At 70.1% G+C, this 19,268-nt stretch carries 19 protein-coding genes and 1 pseudogene; 6 read left to right on the top strand and 14 right to left on the bottom strand.

Translation table 11 applies throughout. The features are described from left to right. Positions 1-110, top strand: a pseudogene (locus CXQ97_RS20435) (2-dehydro-3-deoxyglucarate aldolase); the annotation flags it as partial. 4 nt (positions 111-114) lie between these two features. On the opposite strand, the gene CXQ97_RS17145 reads toward CXQ97_RS20435, so the two are convergent. Beyond that, positions 115-1,605: an aromatic amino acid ammonia-lyase gene (locus tag CXQ97_RS17145; protein ID WP_104182103.1), complete on the bottom strand. Its 1,491-nt coding sequence runs from the start codon at positions 1,603-1,605 to the stop codon at positions 115-117. A 194-nt stretch (positions 1,606-1,799) separates the two neighbouring features. Between CXQ97_RS17145 and CXQ97_RS17150 the strand changes: the two genes are divergently transcribed. Continuing rightward, entirely contained in the window at positions 1,800-2,414 is a 615-nt protein-coding gene (locus CXQ97_RS17150) for a ClpP family protease (protein ID WP_104182104.1), read from the top strand. Beyond that, positions 2,411-3,022 (top strand): ATP-dependent Clp protease proteolytic subunit, encoded by a 612-nt coding sequence (locus tag CXQ97_RS17155; protein WP_104182105.1) that lies wholly within the window; start codon positions 2,411-2,413, stop codon positions 3,020-3,022. The genes CXQ97_RS17150 and CXQ97_RS17155 overlap by 4 nt, the downstream gene beginning before the upstream one ends. A gap of 6 nt (positions 3,023-3,028) precedes the next feature. On the opposite strand, the gene CXQ97_RS17160 is transcribed toward CXQ97_RS17155, so the two are convergent. From CXQ97_RS17160 to CXQ97_RS17185, 6 genes are all read right to left on the bottom strand, one after another. Further along, positions 3,029-3,412, bottom strand: a complete 384-nt coding sequence (locus tag CXQ97_RS17160) for a helix-turn-helix domain-containing protein (RefSeq protein ID WP_104182106.1) — start codon at positions 3,410-3,412, stop codon at positions 3,029-3,031. Between the two features lie 173 nt (positions 3,413-3,585). Further along, positions 3,586-4,353 carry an ABC transporter permease gene (locus CXQ97_RS17165; RefSeq protein ID WP_104182107.1) on the bottom strand — a complete coding sequence of 256 codons (768 nt, stop codon included), beginning with the start codon at positions 4,351-4,353 and terminating at the stop codon, positions 3,586-3,588. After that, complete coding sequence (locus CXQ97_RS17170) at positions 4,353-5,153, bottom strand: ABC transporter ATP-binding protein (protein WP_104182108.1); 801 nt, start codon at positions 5,151-5,153, stop codon at positions 4,353-4,355. Before CXQ97_RS17170 ends, CXQ97_RS17165 begins: the two co-directional genes overlap by 1 nt. Beyond that, positions 5,150-5,509, bottom strand: coding sequence for a DUF1048 domain-containing protein (locus tag CXQ97_RS17175; RefSeq protein ID WP_219815461.1), 360 nt, complete (start codon positions 5,507-5,509; stop codon positions 5,150-5,152). The genes CXQ97_RS17170 and CXQ97_RS17175 overlap by 4 nt, the downstream gene beginning before the upstream one ends. Positions 5,510-5,511: 2 nt before the next feature. Further along, positions 5,512-5,841 (bottom strand): PadR family transcriptional regulator, encoded by a 330-nt coding sequence (locus CXQ97_RS17180; protein ID WP_104182110.1) that lies wholly within the window; start codon positions 5,839-5,841, stop codon positions 5,512-5,514. A gap of 185 nt (positions 5,842-6,026) precedes the next feature. Then, a complete protein-coding gene (locus CXQ97_RS17185) occupies positions 6,027-6,896 on the bottom strand; it encodes a GAF domain-containing protein (RefSeq protein WP_104182111.1) in 870 nt (289 codons plus the stop codon). Positions 6,897-7,287: 391 nt separating this feature from the next. Between CXQ97_RS17185 and CXQ97_RS19985 the strand changes: the two genes are divergently transcribed. Next, positions 7,288-7,707 carry a hypothetical protein gene (locus CXQ97_RS19985; RefSeq protein WP_181035131.1) on the top strand — a complete coding sequence of 140 codons (420 nt, stop codon included), beginning with the start codon at positions 7,288-7,290 and terminating at the stop codon, positions 7,705-7,707. Positions 7,708-7,781: 74 nt separating this feature from the next. Here CXQ97_RS19985 and CXQ97_RS17195 read toward each other — a convergent pair whose 3' ends face one another. The 7 genes from CXQ97_RS17195 to CXQ97_RS17225 all read right to left on the bottom strand — a co-directional run bounded on the left by CXQ97_RS17195 (position 7,782) and on the right by CXQ97_RS17225 (position 15,783). Further along, entirely contained in the window at positions 7,782-8,117 is a 336-nt protein-coding gene (locus CXQ97_RS17195) for an L-rhamnose mutarotase (protein WP_104182113.1), read from the bottom strand. Positions 8,118-8,176: 59 nt separating this feature from the next. Beyond that, a complete protein-coding gene (locus CXQ97_RS17200; RefSeq protein WP_104182114.1) occupies positions 8,177-9,646 on the bottom strand; it encodes an L-fucose/L-arabinose isomerase family protein in 1,470 nt (489 codons plus the stop codon). 84 nt (positions 9,647-9,730) lie between these two features. Next, positions 9,731-10,792: a rhamnose ABC transporter substrate-binding protein gene (rhaS, locus tag CXQ97_RS17205; protein WP_104182115.1), complete on the bottom strand. Its 1,062-nt coding sequence runs from the start codon at positions 10,790-10,792 to the stop codon at positions 9,731-9,733. Positions 10,793-10,853: 61 nt separating this feature from the next. Then, complete coding sequence (locus CXQ97_RS17210; protein ID WP_258062715.1) at positions 10,854-12,050, bottom strand: ABC transporter permease; 1,197 nt, start codon at positions 12,048-12,050, stop codon at positions 10,854-10,856. Continuing rightward, a complete protein-coding gene (locus CXQ97_RS17215; RefSeq protein ID WP_104182116.1) occupies positions 12,043-13,089 on the bottom strand; it encodes an ABC transporter permease in 1,047 nt (348 codons plus the stop codon). The genes CXQ97_RS17210 and CXQ97_RS17215 overlap by 8 nt, the downstream gene beginning before the upstream one ends. After that, positions 13,086-14,576 (bottom strand): sugar ABC transporter ATP-binding protein, encoded by a 1,491-nt coding sequence (locus tag CXQ97_RS17220; protein ID WP_104182139.1) that lies wholly within the window; start codon positions 14,574-14,576, stop codon positions 13,086-13,088. The genes CXQ97_RS17215 and CXQ97_RS17220 overlap by 4 nt, the downstream gene beginning before the upstream one ends. A gap of 190 nt (positions 14,577-14,766) precedes the next feature. Continuing rightward, positions 14,767-15,783 (bottom strand): LacI family DNA-binding transcriptional regulator, encoded by a 1,017-nt coding sequence (locus CXQ97_RS17225; RefSeq protein WP_258062716.1) that lies wholly within the window; start codon positions 15,781-15,783, stop codon positions 14,767-14,769. Between the two features lie 255 nt (positions 15,784-16,038). Here CXQ97_RS17225 and rhaI point away from each other — a divergent pair, with 255 nt between their 5' ends. After that, positions 16,039-17,205 (top strand): L-rhamnose isomerase, encoded by a 1,167-nt coding sequence (rhaI, locus tag CXQ97_RS17230; RefSeq protein ID WP_104182117.1) that lies wholly within the window; start codon positions 16,039-16,041, stop codon positions 17,203-17,205. A 5-nt stretch (positions 17,206-17,210) separates the two neighbouring features. Further along, positions 17,211-19,268: a bifunctional aldolase/short-chain dehydrogenase gene (locus CXQ97_RS17235; RefSeq protein ID WP_104182118.1), complete on the top strand. Its 2,058-nt coding sequence runs from the start codon at positions 17,211-17,213 to the stop codon at positions 19,266-19,268.

Consider the following 19,268-nt stretch of genomic DNA (forward strand, 5'->3'; position numbering starts at 1 on the left):
CCCGCTTCATCCTCGTCGGGGCCGACGTCGCCCTCCTCGCCCGAGGCTCCGAAACCCTCGCCGCCGGCTTCATCCCGGTCCCCGACGGGAAGGCACCCGCGAGCTACTGACCGGCTAGGACGGGAACAGCTCCCGCAACCCGCGGTGCACGTCGGCAGCGGAGGCCGCCCCCGCCACCGCCTCGTGGGCCAGCCCCGCCACCCGGGCGGCCCCGCGGCCCAGCCCGGCGGGCGGATCGAGCCGGCCGGCGGACGACAGGTCGAGCAGGTCGACGGCCAGGAGGACCTCGATCGCGAGGATGTCCGCGAGCAGTCCGAGCGCCTCCTCGGTCTTCCTGACGGCGAGGACCGCGCCCGTGGCGTGGTCCTCGACACCCCGGTCGAGGACGGTCGAATCCAGGGTCGCGGGGGCCGCCAGTTGTCGGAGGGCGGTGAAGGATGCCGACGCGGCGTACCGGAGCTGGACGCCCGGCAGAGATGCGGGACCCATCGACGGCGGTGGAGCGCCCCGCTCCAGAAGCGCCATGACGGCGTCCCACAGGTGGCTCATGCGCCGCTCGCTGAGTTGCCCCGCGTGGGCGAGGGCCACGCGCAACGCGTCGAAGGAGACCGCCATCACCATCGGATGGAAGTTGCCGTTGCTGATCAGGGTGCCGGATCCGACGTCGGCCAGGGGGTTGTCGCTCGCCGCGTTCAGTTCGATCTCCACGGCGCGCCGCGTGATGCCCAGGAACTCGCGCAGCGCGCCGTGGACCTGCGGGACCACCCGGAACGAGAGCGCGTCCTGGACGGACCGCGGTCCTGCAGCGTCCAGGAGGCGGCTGCCCTCCAGCAGGTCCAGGAGGTGCGTCGCAGCGGCGATCTGGCCGGGGTAGGGTTTGGCGCGGCCGACGGCGGGTAGCACGATGGACGGATTGCCGCCCGTCGCCTCGAGGGAGAGGGCCGCGGCTTCGTCGACGGCGTCGGCGATCCGGGCCGCTCCGGCGGTCACGATGGCGCCGTGCCCCACCGAGACCCCGTTGGACGAGATCAGCGCGAGGCCGTCCTTCCCTTCGGGGTGGAGCGGCGGGATCCCCGCACGGCGCAGCGCCTCCCCACCCGGGAGGGTCTCGCCGCCGTACTCCGCCGTGCCGGAGCCGACGGCCACCTGAGCGATTCCGGCCATGTGGGCGATGTCCGCGGCCCCGACGGATCCTGTCCCGGGCAGGACCGGATGCACGCCTGCGACGAGCATCGAGACCAGGGTCTCGGCCGCCGCGAGGCCGGCCCCGGAGCCCCCTCTCGCCATCCCGTTGAGGCGCACGACCATCGCCGCGCGGACGACCTCCCGGGGGAGTGGCGGACCGAAGGCCCCGCCATGGGTGGCTATGAGCATCCGCTGCTGCCGTTCGACGTCCTCCCGGCGTACGCGCCGGTCCTTGCCGTGCCCCACTTCGGTGGTGAGGCCGTAGACCGGGGCACCCGAGGCCAGCGCTTCGTCGACCAGTGCGCGGCCCGCCGCTATCCGCGCCCGCGCCGCGTCACCGAGCCGCACCTGCGCGCCGTCGACGACAGCGAGGAATTCTTCGAGGGACAGCGGCCGGTCGTCGACGGTGACCTGGTCCATCGTCGCCTCCCGGGCTCGAGCCAGCCGATGATCGTTCCTTCGATCGTGGCGACACTGTACTCCCGCCCGGCCGGCGACGGGAGACCCCGGGAACCCCGTCCGACCGTCGCCCGGGGTCCGTCCGCAGCCCGGGGCAGATCTGCCGTCGGCAGCGCGCCGTTGTCCGGGCGCACCGGCTGGACGAGGGTGGGCTCATGACCGACGAACGCAGACCTCCAGCCCTCGACGACACCCTCACCCAGCAGCTCATGAGCCACCGGATCCTGCTGCTCGGCACCGAACTGGACCAGGAAGGCGGCAATCGGCTGTGCACGCAGCTGATGCTGCTCTCGGCCGAGGACCCGCAGCGCGACATCAGCCTGTGGATCAACTCCCCCGGCGGGTCCGTCCCCGCGATGCTCGCCATCCGCGACGTCCTGCGCCTCATCCCCAACGACGTCTCCACCGTCGTCCTGGGCCTCGCCCTCAGCGCCGGGCAGTTCCTCCTCAGCGCAGGCACGCGGGGCAAGCGGTTCGCGCTGCCCCACGCCCGCATCCTGCTGCACCAGGGCTCCGGCGGGATCGGCGGCACCGCGATGGACATCGCCATCCAGGCCGAGGACCTCCGGCACACGCGGGACACCGTGCTCGGGCTCATCGCCGCGGACACGGGCCAGCCGCTCGAACGTGTCACCTCCGATTCGCTGCGCGACCGCTGGTTCACGGCGACCGAGGCGCAGGAGTACGGGTTCGTGGACCGGGTCATCGACCACCTCGACGACATCCGGCCGGGCCGGCGCCCCGCGGTCAGCCTGGGAGGCGTGCGATGAGCTCCTACACCATCCCCTACGTCACGGTGCGCCACGGCAACGGCTCGCAGCAGACCCTCGACATCTACAGCAGCCTGCTGACCGAGCGCATCATCTACCTCGGCACTCCCCTGGACGACGGGGTGGCCAATGCGCTGATCGCGCAGCTGCTGCATCTGGAGTCCGCGAGCGCGTCGCTGCCGATCGACCTGTACATCAACTCACCGGGCGGTTCCATCAGCGCCATGCTCGCCGTGTACGACGCGATGCAGTACGTCACTCCCCCGGTCCGCACCACGTGCATCGGGCAAGCGACCTTCACGGCGGCGGTGCTCCTCGCCGGGGGCGAGCGCGGTGCCCGCTCCATCCTCCCGCGGGGACGCGTGGTGCTGCATCAGCCGACCATCGACACGGGCAGAGGGACCATCCCGGACCTCATCCTCGAGGCCGACGAGGTGGAGCGCATCAAGGCGCTCCTCGACGAGCTCCTCGCCCGGCACACGGGCCGGACGGTGGAGGGCATCCGGCGGGACACCGACCGGAACCTCGTCCTCGACGCCGGCCGGGCCGTGCGCTACGGGGTGGTCGACCATGTGGTCGAATACCGGAAGACGGATCTGCCCGGGTAGGGACGCTCAGGCAGCGAGGTCGACCCGGGACGAGCCGGCCCGCGCCATGCGGACCGTGGCGTGGGAGCTCAGCGTCCTCACCGTCACGCCGAGCGACCGGGCGATGGCCGCGAGGATCTCCGACGAGGCGTCCTTGCGGCCCCGTTCGATCTCCGAGAGGTACTGCGGCGAGATGGCCGCCCTGCCCGCGACGTCGGTCAGCCGTTCGCCGCGGTCGAGGCGGAGGTCCCGCAGCACGTCGCCGTAGGCCTCGCGGAGCAGCGGTTCGCGCCCCCGGCCGTCCTCGTCCGGGCTCCGTGGGGGACTTCCGGCCCGGCGCTCCCCGCGCGGCGGGACCTCCCGCCGTCGTGCGCCGGCTGCTGGTGACGGAAAATACAGAATCTCGCCCATGCAGCCCGACTGTAGTCCCGTGCGGGACCGCGTGGGGGCTGCTCTGCTGAGGGCAGAGCGGCTGTCCGGGCCGTGATCCCACTCCCGACGCCGATCGAGTGGGAAGGTTCGGACATTCCCACTCGAGGGCACCGAACAAGGGGATCGAAGCCGTGCGCACTGCCTGTTCCGCGTCAGGCGGTCCTGCGGCGGTAGGTGGTTGTGGCGACGGCGTAGGCCACGACCAGGAGTCCGAGCGTCCAGGCCAGGGCGGTCCACAGGTCGCTGCTCACCGGCTGCTGTGCGAACAGGTTCCGGATGGTGTCGACGATCGACGTGACGGGCTGGTTCTCGGCGAACCAGCGCACCGGCCCCGGCATGGACTCCGTCGGAGCGAAGGCAGAGCTGACGAACGGGAGGAAGATCAGCGGATAGGAGAACGCGCTCGCGCCGTCGACGGTCTTCGCCGACAGGCCTGCGATCACAGCCATCCACGTGAGGGCCAGCGTGAAGAGCACCAGCATGCCCGCGACCCCGAGCCAGGCGCCGACGCCGGCCGACGATCGGAAGCCCATGAGGAGGGCCACGCCGACGACGATGACCAGTGAGACGAGATTGGCGGCGAGTGAGGTCAGCACGTGCGCCCACAGCATGCTCGAACGGGCGATGGGCATGGACTGGAAACGCTCGAGGATGCCGCTCTGCAGGTCGAGGAACAGCCGGTAGGCGGTGTATGCGACGCCCGAGGCGATGGTGATGAGCAGGACGCCGGGCAGCAGGTAGTTCACGTAGGGGGTGGACCCGGTGTCGATCGCCCCTCCCAGCACGTAGACGAACAGGAGCATGATGGCGACGGGCATGATCGCCGTCGTCACGATGGTGTCCATGCTGCGGCTGATGTGGCGCAGCGACCGGCCGGTCAGCGCGGCCGTGTCGCCGACGAAGTGCGTGGTCGTGCTCATCAGGATTCCTTCCGGGTCGATCGATCTGCTGCGGCTCCCGCGGACCCGCCGCCGATGATCGCGAGGAACACGTCCTCGAGCGTCGGTTGCTTCTCGACGTACTCGATGCGGGCGGGAGGGAGGAGCTTCCTGAGGTCGGCGAGCGTGCCGTCGGCGATGATCCGGCCGTCGTGGAGGACGGCGATGCGGTCCGCGAGCTGCTCGGCCTCGTCCAGGTACTGGGTGGTCAGCAGTACCGTGGTGCCCTGTGCCGCGAGTTGCCGGATGGCCCGCCACACCTCGAGCCTCGCCTCGGGGTCCAGGCCGGTGGTCGGTTCGTCGAGGAAGATCACGGGCGGGTGGCCGATGAGACTCATGGCGATGTCCAGGCGACGCCGCATCCCGCCGGAGTAGGTCGCGGCCTTGCGGGCCCCGGCATCGGTCAGCGCGAAACGCCGCAGGAGGTCGTCGGCGATCCCGCCCGGATCCTTCAGATGCCGGAGCCTCGCCACGAGCGCGAGGTTCTCGCGTCCGCTGAGCACCTCGTCGACGGCGGCGAACTGTCCGGTGAGGCTGATGGATTCGCGCACCTCCGGTGCCTGCGTGGACACGTCGAAACCGTTGACGGCCGCGGTCCCTGCGTCCGCGGCGAGCAGCGTGGAGAGGATCCTCACGATCGTCGTCTTGCCTGCACCGTTCGAGCCGAGCAGCGCGAAGATGCTGCCGCGGGCCACGTCGAAGTCGACGCCACGGAGGACCTGCAGCCCCTTGTACGACTTCGCGAGCGCCGCCACCCGGATGGCGGGGGCGTGCGTGGTCATGGCCGTTCCTCCGCCTCGGCGCGGTCGATCGCCTGGGCGAGCCGGTCCCGCTCCTTCCGGATCCAGCTCCCGCCGCCGTAGTTCTGCATGAACTCCTCGGCGAACTCGACGGGGTCCGATCCGACGACGTCGCGGAGCGGGGTGCCCGTGGCGACGCTCTGCTCGAGCAGGTCGGCGAGGTCGGTGAGCATCGCGATGAGGCTGCTGCCGTCATTGCTCGGCCCGAGGTTGAGGAGGTAGCGCTCGAGAGCGCCGGCCGCCTGGCGGTAGCCGTCGGGCAACTGCCGGACGCGCTCCCTGTACTCCTTATAGCGCTTCTTCTCGCCGAGGTCCCCGACGATCTTCTCGATCCACATGGTCACCGTCCTCCTTCGCGGAGCTGTTCGAGCCGTTCGGAGAGGAAGCTCCATGTCCTCCAGAACTCGTTGAGGTAGTCCTGCCCCTGTGCGTTGAGTGAGTAGACCTTGCGGGGCGGGCCCTTCTCCGACGGGACCTTCTCGACGTCGACGAGGCCGCGTTGCTCGCTCCGGATCAGGAGCGCGTAGATGGTGCCCTCCGCGATGTCCGTGAAGCCCTGGTCCCTCAACCACGCCGTGATCTCGTACCCGTATGCCGCCCTGCCGGACAGGAGGGCGAGGACGATCCCCTCGAGGGTGCCCTTCAGCATCTCCGTCGCTTGCTTGCCCATGGGCCCTCTCCAACTACTCAGTGACGCTTAATACCGGTACAAAGTAGCACTGGCTACCGGTACATAGCAAGAGAGGGTAGCGAAGACGTCGACCCGGTCGTCAAGGAGCATGGGGCGGAGAAGCCGGGGCTCAGCGCCCGGTGGCGTCGGACCGGACCGGTGGGCTCAGGGCGCCGGTCGGGTCTTCACTTCGTGCTGCCGAGCCAGATCTCGATCTGGACATCCAGCACCATGCGCCGGAGGTCCCTCGCCTCGTCCTCGTTGAAGGCGCGCGGCCGGTCGTCGATGAGGCACAGCGTACCGATCCGCCACCCGTCGACCGTCTCGATGGGGTGGCCGGCGTAGAACCGGACGTGCGGCCCGTCGACGACGAGCGGATGGTTCCGGTACTCGGGATCCGTGCTGGCGTCCGTGATGATCAGCGTGCGGGAGGCCTCGATGGTCCGCGCGCAGAGGGCGGTCTCGCGGGGGAGGTCCTTCCCGATGGGCCCGACGACGGACTTGATGAACTGCCGATCCTCGGCGATGAGGGCGATCGAGGCGGACTTCACCCCGAAATGCTGACGTGCCCGCTGTGTGATGCGGTCGAAGCGGGCTTCGGCTCCCGTGTCCAGCAGACCTGTCGCGTACAGGGCCCGGCACCGCCGGTCCTCGGCTTCCGCCTCGCGCTCCGCCGTGTCATCGACGCCTCGGCCGTTGCAGGAGATCCCGTGGGGAGCGGTGGCCGCGGGGCGGTCGAACCTGTACCTGTCGGGGTCCAGGATGAGCCTGCGGAGATTGTCCCCGTAGCCCGACATGTCGGCGACGTCCATGGAGCTGTAATGGGCGCCGTCCATGGGGAGCCCGCAGTCGTCGATCATCTCGTTGAGCGCGTGCGCGACGAGGTCGCGGTCGGCGGTGGGCAATCGGCCTACCCCCTGCAGATAGGCGGTGACGTCGAGGACGTCTCGCTTCCCTCCGAAGCTCACATACGTGAACCACACCGAAGCCGTCTCGAATTCTGCGGTCCGGAAGGTCTGAACAGCCACCCACTGCTGTACGTTCTGGCTGATCATGGTGCCACTTCCAAGAAACCACAGAGTGGTTGAGTCCGCCGGACGAATGCCGGTCCGGTTCCTACGCTAGCGCCTGCCACCGACACGACTTTCCTCCCTCTCCCGGGCCCGACCCCGGCGACGTGCGCGGCGTGCCGGCGGTCACGCGCCTCCATCGGCTGTCCTGACGCCCCCGAGCGCCCTCTGATCAGGGGCTTTGCGGACGGAACGGGTTCCGGGATGACAGCGTCCCGGCGTCCCTACCGGACACGGCCCATGCTGTCCACCAGCGGGAACTTGATGGATTGCAGCGCAAATGCTCACATTCGGCCGCGCAGGGGCGGTCCGTCACACTCGTGCTGCTTCGCCCCGGCCCTCCTGTCGCACGGCATTCCTCGCTACGATCCGAGGCATGACCCGAAGCCCCGTCCGCCCGGCCGCACAGCAGCGCCCGGCGACCCTCGCCGCCCTCCTCCTCGCCGTCGTCTCCGCCTTCCAGGCCGCTCTCGCCGCCGGCGTGCCGTGGGGGCGCGCTGCCTACGGAGGCATGCACCGGGGTGCCTTGCCGGCGCGGTACCGTGCGTCGAGTGCGGTGGCCTCCGTGATCTACGGAGCACTCGTCCTCGTCACGGTCGGCAGGGGTCCACGTGCCGCGACGAGGCGCCGGATCCTCTCGGGGGCCTCCGCCCTCATGATGCTCGGCACCGCCATGAACCTCGCCTCGCGGTCGCGCCTCGAGCGGACGCTCTGGACACCCGTCGCGGGCACGCTCGCCGTCACCCTGCTGCGCGTGGCGCGTGGCCTGCCGGCGGGTGACGCCCGGCGCGGCTGAACGCCGCACTGCTGGCCGCCGCACTGCAGGGCACTGCACCCTGCCCGACACCGCCGGCCGAGTACCTCCGGTGCCTACGAGCCCTGCAGCTGGTCCTCGAGGTGGAAGACCTCGTCGAGGCGGAGGAAGCCCTCGTCCGGCCGGCCCTCGAGCGCCACGAAGAACGGCGCCATCTCCGCCTGCCATCGGGCATTGACCTCCGTGCCTGCCATCGCGGCCTGGGAAGCGGTGAAGTCCTCGCACTCCACGTACCCGATCAACAGGCCGTCCGGGCGCAGGAAGAGCGAGTAGTTGTGCCAGCCGGTGTCCTTGAGTGCGCGTGCCATGTCCGGCCAGATGGCAGCATGGCGCTCGCGGTATTCGGGGATCAGTTCGGACCGGACCTGCAGCTGGAAGCACACGCGTTCCATGGGTCTCCGTTCGTCGTGGGTGATAGGCGTCTGGGCGATCGGTGGCAGCAGGAGGGGCGCTAGAGCGCCACATGGCGGTGCTCGACGCCGAGGAGGGACGCGGCAGCCTTCACGTCGGCGGCGCGGTGGCCCACGCAGAGGGCCCAGTGGTGTCCGATGCCCGTCTGGCTCCACTCGTCCACCCACAGCCCGGGGTCTCCCCCGAAGTCCACGCGCGACGTCGTATTGCCGATCGCGAGCAGCGGTCCGGGCACCACGGTTCCTTCGGAGGTGATGAAGACGTAGGAGCCGTCCGGGTCCTGGCCGATGCCGAACGTGGTGACGGGCCCGTGGCGTACGTCGAACTCGACCGAGACGCCCCACCCCCGCTTGCCGTGGTACACCCCGAGTCCGCGCAGCAGCGGGTCCGCGGCGCTCACCGCGAGGTGGGCGGGGCCGTCGTGGCCCATCTCCACCACGTCGTCGAAGAAGTTGAGCGCCTGGATCTCGGTGAAGGACCCGCCGGCGCCCATGGCCTGGGCCGCGAGCATCGCGATCGAGGTCCGCAGTTCGTACTCGCCCGCCATGGGGACGCCACGCGCGGTGAGGATCGAGGCGCCGAGGATCATGCCCGCACCCAGGCGTTCGTGCTGCTCCCCCGCCAGTCCGCGGTGGTAGTAGGCGAGGGAATCGAGGTCGAACTCGCCGACGAGCCGGTCGAGCCCCACCGACACCCTCGCGCCCCACGCGAAGTCGTCGTCGTTCACGGAACCGTCCACGGTGAAGAGGCTGCGGGCCAGCGCCACGCGCTCGCGGACCTGCTCGTCCGTCACCTCACCCACGAACTCGCGGAGGTCGTCGAACTCGACCACCTCCACGTGCGAGCCGAACGTCGTCGAGACGGTGGTGAGGTCGGTCGAGACATCGAGCATGCCCGGGTACACGTGCCCCATCAGGCCGTGGCGGGCGTGCCGCAACCTGCCGCGCACCCCTGCCGCATGGACCCACCGGGTGATGCGCTCCCACGCGGACTCCTGCGTGAGATGCCCCGACACCGACCGGAACGGGATGCCCGCGCGCTTGAAGACGTTCGCGACCTCCGGCACGGGGCACTGGCCGCAGTAGGCGAGCCACTTGCCGGTGTCGAAGTTCGCGTGGTCCATGGCCTCGGTGGGCTGCAGGTCGATCACGAGGACCGGCGTCCGCGAGCGCTGCGCGATCGGCAGGACCATCGACGACGTCAGGTAGGTGGTGAGGAAGATGACGATCAGGTCGCAGTCCGCCCGCCGGAGCTCCTCCGCGGCCAGCGCCGCCTCCCGCGCGTCGGACACGAATCCGACGTCGGTCACGTCGGCGTCGAGCGCCTCGAAGCGGGCGGTGACGTACCGCGCCGATTCCTGCAGCTGCGGCAGGAGGTCGGGGAACTGCGGCCAGTACGCGCCGAGGCCTCCCGCGACGAGTCCGAGGCGCGTGCGACGGCGACGGATCGGTTCGAGCAGGCCGGACAGCGCGAGCGGCGCGGCGGACGGGACCGGAGGGTCGGCGGTCATGGGTGCTCCTGGGACGATCGGTGCGACGGGGACGGGCTGGGCGGACGAAGGCGGGGCACCCCGAAGGGCGCCCCGCCCCGGCGACTAGAAGTCGTAGTCGTCGATGTTCTCCGCGTTGAACTGCGTGGGCGGACCGACCAGGACGATTCCGCCCTCGGCGATCTCGCGCTCGCCGAGCTCGCCGGCCTCGAAGGTGTCGCCGACCTCACCGGTGATGTCGCCGTCGGCCAGCGCCTTGCCCGCGAAGGCGGCCACGTAGCCGAGCTGCGCCGGGTCCCAGAGCGCGAACTCGGTGACGGTGCCGTCCTTCACGAACGGCCGCATCTCGTTCGGCAGTCCGAGCCCCGTCAGCGCCACCTTGCCCTTGTACTCCGACGTGGAGAGGTAGCGGGCCGTCGCGGCGATGCCGACCGTCGTGGGCGAGATGATGCCCTTCAGGTTCGGGTAGGCCTGCAGCAGGCCCTGGGCCTCCTGGAAGGACTTGGTGTCGTCGTCGTCACCGTAGACCTTCGCCACGAGCTTGATCTTGGCGTACTCGGGGTTGGCGGCGAGCTCCTCCTCCATGAACTTGATCCACTCGTTCTGGTTGGTGGCGTTGGCGGTGGCCGAGAGGATCGCGACCTCGCCCTCGCCGCCGATCTGCTCCGAGATGAGCTCGAGCTGGATCAGGGCCACGTCCTTGGCGTTGACCTGGCTGACGAAGAGGTCACGGTAGTCGGGGTTGGTGTCGGAGTCGAACGCGACGATCTTGGCGCCCGCGGTGCGGGCCTCCTCGAGGGCCGGCCCGACGGCGTCCGGGTCGTTGGCGGCGATGACGATCACGTTGGTGCCGCGCTGAGTCTCCGCGTTGATGAAGGACACCTGGCTGGACGCGCTGGCATCCAGCGGGCCGACCACCTCGGAGGAGGCGAAGCCGGCCTCCGTCGCGCCGTCCTCGCCGCCGCCCAGCACCACGTCGGTGTAGGGGTTGTTGAGCTGCTTGGGGATGAACGTGATCGTCTGATCGCCGTCCGACCCGCTGCCGCCCTCGCCGCCGCCCTCGGTGGCCGCACCGCCACCGCAGGCGCTGAGGACCAGTGCGGCGCTCGTCGCGAGAGCCGCGAACGCCGCCCGGCGCCGGGTGGATCCGGAATGAATGAACCTCATCGTTTTTTCCTTTCGAAGGGCGCTGGAGTCCAGACGCCGGGTGCAACCCCAGGGGGACGGCCTAGGGAAGTGGTGCTGAGCGGACCTGCCTGGCATGGCGTGCCCGCTGGACGGCGGCGGCGATGTTCGGCGCCACCACGGAGAGGATGAGCAGGGAGCCCGTCACGATGATGAGGACCACCTCGGACACGCGGTCCAGCTTGAGGGCGTAGTTGATCGTGCCGATCAGCAGCACACCCGCGAGCACGCCCGGGATGGAACCCTTGCCGCCGAAGATCGAGACGCCACCCAGCAGCACGGCGGCGATGACCGCGAGTTCGAGCCCGCTCGCGTTGTCGCTGCGGGCGCTCGAGTAGCGGAGCGTCCAGTAGATGCCGGCGAGTGCCGACACGGTCCCGGTGGCCAGGTAGAGGAGGAACTTGGAGCGGGCGACGTCGATGCCCACGAACGTCGCGGCCTCCTTGCTGTACCCGAGGGCGAAGAGCCCGCGGCCGAACGGCGTGAAGTGCAGGACGACGGCGAACGCGATGATCAGGACCACGACGCCGACCATCACGGTGGGGATGCCCGTGCCGCCGATCTTCGAGGTGAAGAACGAGGTGAGCCCCGGAGGGAAGTTCGCCACCGCGTTGTCACCGATCACCACGAGGGCGAGCCCTCGGAACAGGGCGAGCGTGCCGATGGTGACGGCGAGGGACGGCAGGCCGAGATAGGCGATGAGCATGCCGTTGAACGCACCGGCCACGAGGCCCGCGAGCACGCAGACCACCAGGACGAGCGCGATCGGCATGCCGCCCTGCCAGAGGACGCCCATGAGCGCGCTGGTGAGCCCTGCGATGCTCGCCACCGAGAGGTCGATCTCCCCGGAGATGATCACGAGCGTCATCGGCAGGGCGATGAGCAGCGTGGGGATCACGTCCAGGAGCAGGAAGCCGACCGTGACGGGTGAGGCGAAGCGCGGGATCACGAGGCTCGCGTACAGCACGACGACGACGAGCACGTAGATCATGATGGCGTCGCGTCCGAGCAGGATCCGCGCGGCGCCGGTGCGCCCCTTGGGGACGGCGAGCACCCTGGTGGTATCGGCCTTCCCGGCGGCGGGGCGGCGTGCGCCCTTCTCCTCGGAGGTCCTGGTGCCTGGGGCGGCCATGTGCGTGCCTTTCGCTGTGGAGCCGGTCTCCGGCTGGTCCCGTCCGGGCCGGTCCGGGGTGCCGGAACCGGTGCCGGGCCCGGGCTGGGCGTCGAGGCGGTCAGACATTGCGGGCCTCCGCGATCCGGAGCTTGCGGGCCGACCGCACGCTGGCGATGCGGTCGATGACGACGGCGGCGAGGATCAGGATGCCCACGATCGCCTGCTGCCAGAACTTGTCCACGCGCAGGGCCGTCAGGGCGCTGGTGATGGTGGTCAGGAGGAGCGCTCCGATGGCGGCGCCGACCACGGTGCCGCTGCCGCCGAAGATCGCGACGCCGCCCACCACGGCTGCCGCGACGACGTCGAGCTCGAGTCCGGAGCCCGTCGTCGCGCCCACCGAGTTGAACCGGCTGGCGTAGAGCACGCCGGCGAGGCCGGCCAGCAGGCCGTTCACCACGAAGGCGAGGAGCACCCGGCGGGTGACGGGGATGCCGAAGAGGCGGGCGGCGTCGGGATCGGAGCCGATGGCGTAGAGGTCGCGGCCCGGCCTCGTGCCCAGCATGTACACGGCGACGATCGCGACGACGACGACGGCGATCAGGGTGATCACGGGGAATCCGAGGATCGTGTCCACCGAGAGGTTGCCGAACGCCTCGGGGCGGTCACCGGCGAAGTACTGGGTGCCGCCCGCCCAGGCGTTGTTGATGCCGCGGAAGATGTAGAGCGTGCCGAGCGTGATGACGAGGGCGGGGACCTTCGCGATGGTGATGAGCAGGCCGTTCAGGGCGCCGAGCACCGCCCCGAAGAGCATGCCGACCACGAACACCGCGATGATCGGGAGGTTCGGTGCAGCCACGAAGATGCTGCCGGTGCCGAAGGCCACGAGGCCGAGGATGGAGCCGACGGACAGGTCGATGTTCCGGGTGATGATCACGAGTGTCTGGCCGACGGCGAGGATCATCAGGATGGTCGCGTTCAGCAGCAGGTCCTTGATGCCCTGTTCGCCGAGGAACAGCGGGTTGAGGGCCGCGGTCACGGCGACGAGCACCACGAGGGCGAGGATCACCGGGAGTTCGCGGAGCCTGAGGAAGGAGGCGAACGCCGACGGGCGGGAGTGCTCCGGGGTGGGGTGCGCGGGGACCGCACTCTTGCTGTCGAGGCTCATCGCGAGGACTCCAGGGATGCGGTGGCGGCGTGCATGACGGTTTCGGCGGTGGCCTCGGCGCGGTCCAGGCGTGCTGTGATGCGGCCCTCCCGCATGACCAGCACGCGGTCGGCCATGCCGAGCACCTCGGGGAGTTCGGAGGAGATCATGAGGATCGCGATGCCGCGCCCGGCGAGTTCCGAGATGAGGCGGTGCACCTCGGCCTTGGTGCCGACGTCGATGCCGCGGGTGGGCTCGTCGACGATGAGGAGCTTGGGGTCCGTGGCGAGCCACTTCGCGAGGACCACCTTCTGCTGGTTGCCGCCGGACAGCGTGGAGACCGCGTGTTCGGGTGAACCGGCCTTCACCTGCAGGCGCTTCCCCCAGGTCTCGGCGGCCTCGCGCTCGGCGCGGGCGCTGATGATGCCGAACCGCGCGAGCGAGTGCCGGAGGGTGAGGGCCGCGTTGCGTTCGACCGACAGGTCCATGACGAGCCCCTGCTTGCGCCGGTCCTCGGGCACGAAGCCGATGCCGGCGTCGATCGCGGCCCGGGGGTCCTTGCGCCGCAGCGGCCGTCCGGCCATCTCGACGGTGCCCTGCTCGTAGCGGTCGATCCCGAAGACCGCCCGGGCGACCTCGGTGCGCCCGGCGCCCACGAGCCCGGAGAGTGCCACGATCTCGCCCGCCCGGACCTCGAAGTCGATGTCGTGGAAGACGCCGGGGCGGGTCAGCCCGCGAACCCGCAGGACGACGTCGCCCGCCTCCGTCTCGCTCTTGGGGAACAGGGCGTCGATGTCGCGGCCCACCATCTCCCGGACGATCGCCTCGACCGACGTCGAGCCCGTCTCGTGGGTGGCGATGTAGGTGCCGTCGCGCATGACGGTGATGCGGTCGCACAGCCCGAAGACCTCGTCGAAGCGGTGGGAGATGAAGAGGATGCCGCTGCCGGCGTCCCGCAGGCGGCGGGCGACGGCGAACAGGCGGTCCACCTCCACGCCGCTGAGCGCCGCCGTCGGCTCGTCCATGACGAGCACGCGCGCATCGAGCGAGATGGCCTTGGCGATCTCGATGATCTGCTGGTCCGCGATGGAGAGCCCCTCCGCCACGCGGTCCGGGTCGATCGGGACGCCGAGCTGGTCGAAGAGCTCCTTGGCGCGCCGACGCATCTCGACGCGGCTGATCAGGCCGAACCGGCTCTTCGGCTGGCGTCCGATGAAGATGTTCTCGGCCACCGTGAGGTCGGGGAAGAGCGTGGGTTCCTGGTAGATGACGGAGATGCCCGCGGCCTTGCTGTCGGCGACGTTGCGGAAGCTGACGGCCTGCCCCGCGACGAGGAATTCCCCGGCGTCGGGCTGGTGCACCCCGGCGAGGATCTTCACGAGGGTCGACTTGCCCGCCCCGTTCTCTCCCACGAGCGCGTGGATCTCGCCGGCCGCGAGGTCGATCGTGCCGTCGGCGAGTGCGACGACCGGGCCGAACGTCTTCAGCGCCCCGCGGAGGGTCAGCACGGACGTACGCTCCGGGCCCGTCGGGTCGCCGGCCTCGCTGCCAGGACCGGAAAAGTGCGTCAATGCGACTCCTCATCAGAAATGAATCGTTTCAGAGCAACGGTTCACCTCGAATAGTAGGCGTGACCCACATCACCGTCAACAGCCCGAGATCGACCTGTTACGTCGGGCGTCCGGGCATCGGAGGCGGTCAGCCGACCGCGCGGACCGGTGCCTGCGTGCTGCCGCGTTCCACGAGCTCGGGGTCGAAGATGACCTGGCGGCGCCGTGATGCGGGCTCCTCGATCTCCTCGAGGAGGAGCTCGACGGCGGTGCGCCCCATGAGCGTGGTCGGCTTCCTGACGCTCGACAGCGGGACCACCGCCGAGGCGGAGAAGTCGATGTCGTCGTAGCCGATGAGCGCGATGTCCTCGGGGATGCGCAGTCCGCGGATCAGCAGCACCGCCTGCATGACGCCGATCGCCAGGAGGTCGTTCGCGCAGAAGATGCCGCCGGGCAGCTCCTCCCTGCGGCGCTGCGCGATCTCGCCACCCACGTCGCGTCCGGCGAGGACCGTCATCGCCTCGGCCTCGACGACCTCGAGGACGGCGCCGTCCTGCTCCCCGACCGCCTGCCGGGCCCCTGCGAGGCGGTCGGCCACCTGCCGGTAGCCGGCCCGGGTCCCCACGAAGACGATCCGCCGCCGGCCCGCCGCGAGGAGGTGCCGTACGGCCATGTAGCCCCCGGCGACGTCGTCGACGGACACGGAGCTGCAGCGCCGCTGCGCATCGACCCGGTCCACCAGCACCACCGGCATGCCGCGCGCGCGGAGGGCCTCGACGCGGGGCCCGACGTCACCGACGGGCGAGATGAGCATGCCCTGGACGCGCTGCTGCTCGAAGACGTCGATGTACCGGGTCTCGCGGCCGGCATCCTGGCCGCTGTCACCGAGGACCACGGTGCTGCCGTTCTCCGCCGCACAGTCCTCGGCGGCGCGGGCGAGCGAGGAGAAGAACGGGTTGCCGACGTCGAGCACAATCAGGCCGATCGTGCGGCTCTGGCCCGCGCGCAGCTGCCGTGCGGCGTCGTTCCGGACGAAGCCGAGCTCGTCGATCGCTCCCTGGACGCGCCCCCGCGTGGCGGCGGAGACACGTGCGGGGTGGTTCAGCACGTTGGACACCGTGCCGACCGCCACTCCCGCCCGGTCCGCGACGTCCTTGATGCTCACTGGCCGACTCTCCACGACTACCTCGCCTACCTCGACGCCCGGGTCCGGCAGGAGCAGGAGCCGGCAGGACTGTTGACACTCGGTCTTCAGCAAGGATAACTTTGAAACGTGCCAATGAAACGATTCAAAAGCACGTCTATCCGTTGAAGTCCTTCCCGGTCCGTTCCGGGCACGTGAAGACACCCGAACAACCGCCGCCGGCAGTGCCCTCGAGCACCCGGCGGCCGCTCACCCTTCCAACGCTGGAGAGAGTACATGACTGTCATCGACGACATCGCTGCAGAGCTGGACCAGCTCGCCATCGAGGTTCCCTCCTGGGCCTACGGCAACTCCGGAACACGCTTCAAGGTGTTCGCGACCCCCGGCACCCCCCGCACCGTGGAGGAGAAGATTGCCGACGCGGGCATGGTCCACCGGCTGACCGGCCTCGCCCCGAGCGTCGCCCTCCACATCCCCTGGGACAGGGTCGACGACTACGGCACGCTCGCCTCCTACGCCGCGGACCACGGCATGAAGCTGGGGACCATCAACAGCAACACGTTCCAGGACGACGACTACAAGTTCGGCAGCCTGACCCACAGCGACGCCGCCGTCCGGAACAAGGCCATCGACCACATGTACGAGTGCATCGAGGTCATGCACGTCACGGGCTCGCGGGACCTGAAGATCTGGCTCGCCGACGGCTCCAACTATCCCGGCCAGGCCGACATGCGGTCCCGGCAGGACTGGCTCCAGGAGTCCCTGCGGAAGGTCTACGACCGCCTCGGTGAGGACCAGCGCCTCGTGCTCGAGTACAAGTTCTTCGAGCCGGCGTTCTATCACACGGACGTCCCCGACTGGGGCACCTCCTACGCGCACTGCCTCCAGCTCGGCGAGAAGGCGCTCGTCTGCCTCGATACCGGCCACCATGCCCCGGGGACCAACATCGAGTTCATCGTGGCGCAGCTGATCCGCCTCGGGAAGCTCGGCTCCTTCGACTTCAACTCGCGCTTCTACGCCGACGACGACCTCATCGTGGGCGCCGCCGACCCGTTCCAGCTCTTCCGCATCATGGCCGAGGTGGTCCGGGGCGGCGGCCTCGACCCGACGAGCGGGATCGCCCTCATGCTCGACCAGTGCCACAACCTCGAGGAGAAGATCCCCGGCCAGATCCGTTCGGTGCTGAACGTGCAGGAGATGACGGCGCGCGCGCTGCTCATCGACCGGACCGCCCTGGCCGCGGCACAGGAATCCGGTGACGTCCTCGGCGCCAACGCGATCCTGATGGACGCCTTCTACACGGATGTCCGCCCCGCCCTGGCCCAGTGGCGCGAGTCGAAGGGACTGCCCGCCGATCCGATGGCGGACTACCGGACGAGCGGCTACCAGGGCCGGATCAACACCGAACGACAGGGCGGCCGGCAGGCCGGATGGGGAGCATGACAGCCATGACAGATCTGACGACCACCTCCACCAACCCGACGGTCGGCGACCTCGTCGCGCGCTCCAACAGGCTCGGTGCCGACAAGCGCAACACCAATTACGCCGGCGGCAACACCTCGGCCAAGGGCCGCGGCCCGGACCCGGTCACGGGCGAGGACGTCGAACTGCTCTGGGTCAAGGGATCCGGCGGGGACCTCGGGACGCTGCAGGAATCCGGACTCGCGGTCCTGAGGCTGGACCGCATGCGCGCCCTCCAGGGCGTCTACCCGGGCGTGGAGCGCGAGGACGAGATGGTCGCGGCCTTCGACTACACGCTGCACGGCAAGGGCGGGGCGGCCCCGTCGATCGACACGGCCATGCACGGCCTGGTCGACGCGGCCCACGTGGACCACCTGCACCCCGACTCCGGCATCGCCGTCGCGACGTCGGCGGACGGCGAGGCACTGACGACGGGCATCTTCGGGCCGAAGGTCGTCTGGGTGCCCTGGCGCCGTCCCGGCTTCCAGCTCGGCCTCGACATCGCCGCGATCAGGCAGGCCAACCCCGGCGCGATCGGCACGATCCTCGGCGGTCACGGCATCACCGCGTGGGGCGAGACCTCCGCCGAGGCCGAGGCGAACTCCCTGTGGATCATCGAGACGGCGGAGCGCTACATCTCCGAGCACGGGCGACCGGAACCCTTCGGACCGTCCCTCGAGGGCTACGCCGCACTCCCCGAGGAGGAACGCCGGGCGAAGGCCGCGGCCCTCGCCCCGACCATCCGCGGGCTCGCGTCCACGGACAAGGCCCAGGTGGGCCACTTCACCGACGACCCCCGCGTCCTGGACTTCCTCGCCCGCGAGGCGCACCCACGGCTGGGTGCCCTCGGCACGAGTTGCCCCGACCACTTCCTGCGCACCAAGGTCAAGCCCCTGATCCTCGACCTCCCGGCCGACGCCGACGTGGAGAGCTGCCTGCTGCGCCTGCGTGAACTGCACGCCGAGTACCGGGCGGACTACGCCGCCTACTATGACCGCCACGCCACCGTGGAATCCCCCGCCATGCGCGGCGCCGACCCTGCGATCGTCCTGGTGCCCGGCGTCGGCATGTTCTCCTTCGGCGCCAACAAGCAGACCGCCCGCGTCGCCGGGGAGTTCTACCTCAATGCCATCAACGTGATGCGCGGCGCCGAGGCCATCTCCACCTACTCCCCCATCGAGGAGGTCGAGAAGTTCCGCATCGAGTACTGGGCCCTCGAGGAGGCCAAGCTCGCCCGCATGCCGAAGCCGAAGTCCCACGCCGGGCGCATCGCCCTGGTGACCGGGGCGGCCTCGGGCATCGGCAAGGCCATCGCCACACGCCTCGCCGCCGAGGGCGCCTGCGTCGTGATCGCCGACCTGGACATCGACAGCGCGAGCAGCGTCGCCGAGGGCCTCGGCGGGTCCGACGTCGCGATCGGCGTCCAGGCCGACGTGACCGATCCCGTACAGGTGCGGGAGGCCGTCAGGGCCGCCGTGCTCGCCTTCGGCGGGCTCGACCTCGTGGTCAACAACGCCGGGCTGTCGATCTCCAAGCCGCTCCTGGAGACCACCGAGAAGGACTGGGACCTCCAGCACAACGTCATGGCGAAGGGCTCCTTCCTCATGTCGCAGGCCGCCGCGAGGGTGCTGATCGAGCAGGACATGGGCGGGGACATCATCTACATCTCCTCCAAGAACTCCGTCTTCGCCGGCCCCAACAACATCGCCTACAGCGCCACCAAGGCGGACCAGGCCCACCAGGTCCGCCTCCTCGCCGCCGAACTCGGCGGCCACGGGGTCCGCGTCAACGGCATCAACCCCGACGGCGTCGTCCGCGGCTCCGGCATCTTCGCCGGCGGCTGGGGCGCGAAGCGGGCAGCTGTCTACGGCGTGGAGGAGGACAAGCTGGGCGAGTACTACGCGCAGCGGACCCTGCTGAAGCGCGAGGTGCTGCCGGAGAACGTGGCCAACGCCGTCGCGGTCCTGACCTCCGCCGAACTCTCGCACACCACGGGGCTGCACATCCCCGTCGACGCGGGCGTCGCGGCCGCGTTCCTGCGCTGA

Origin of the sequence: Arthrobacter sp. B0490 (assembly GCF_002929355.1) — a bacterium.
Lineage (GTDB): Bacteria > Actinomycetota > Actinomycetes > Actinomycetales > Micrococcaceae > Arthrobacter_D.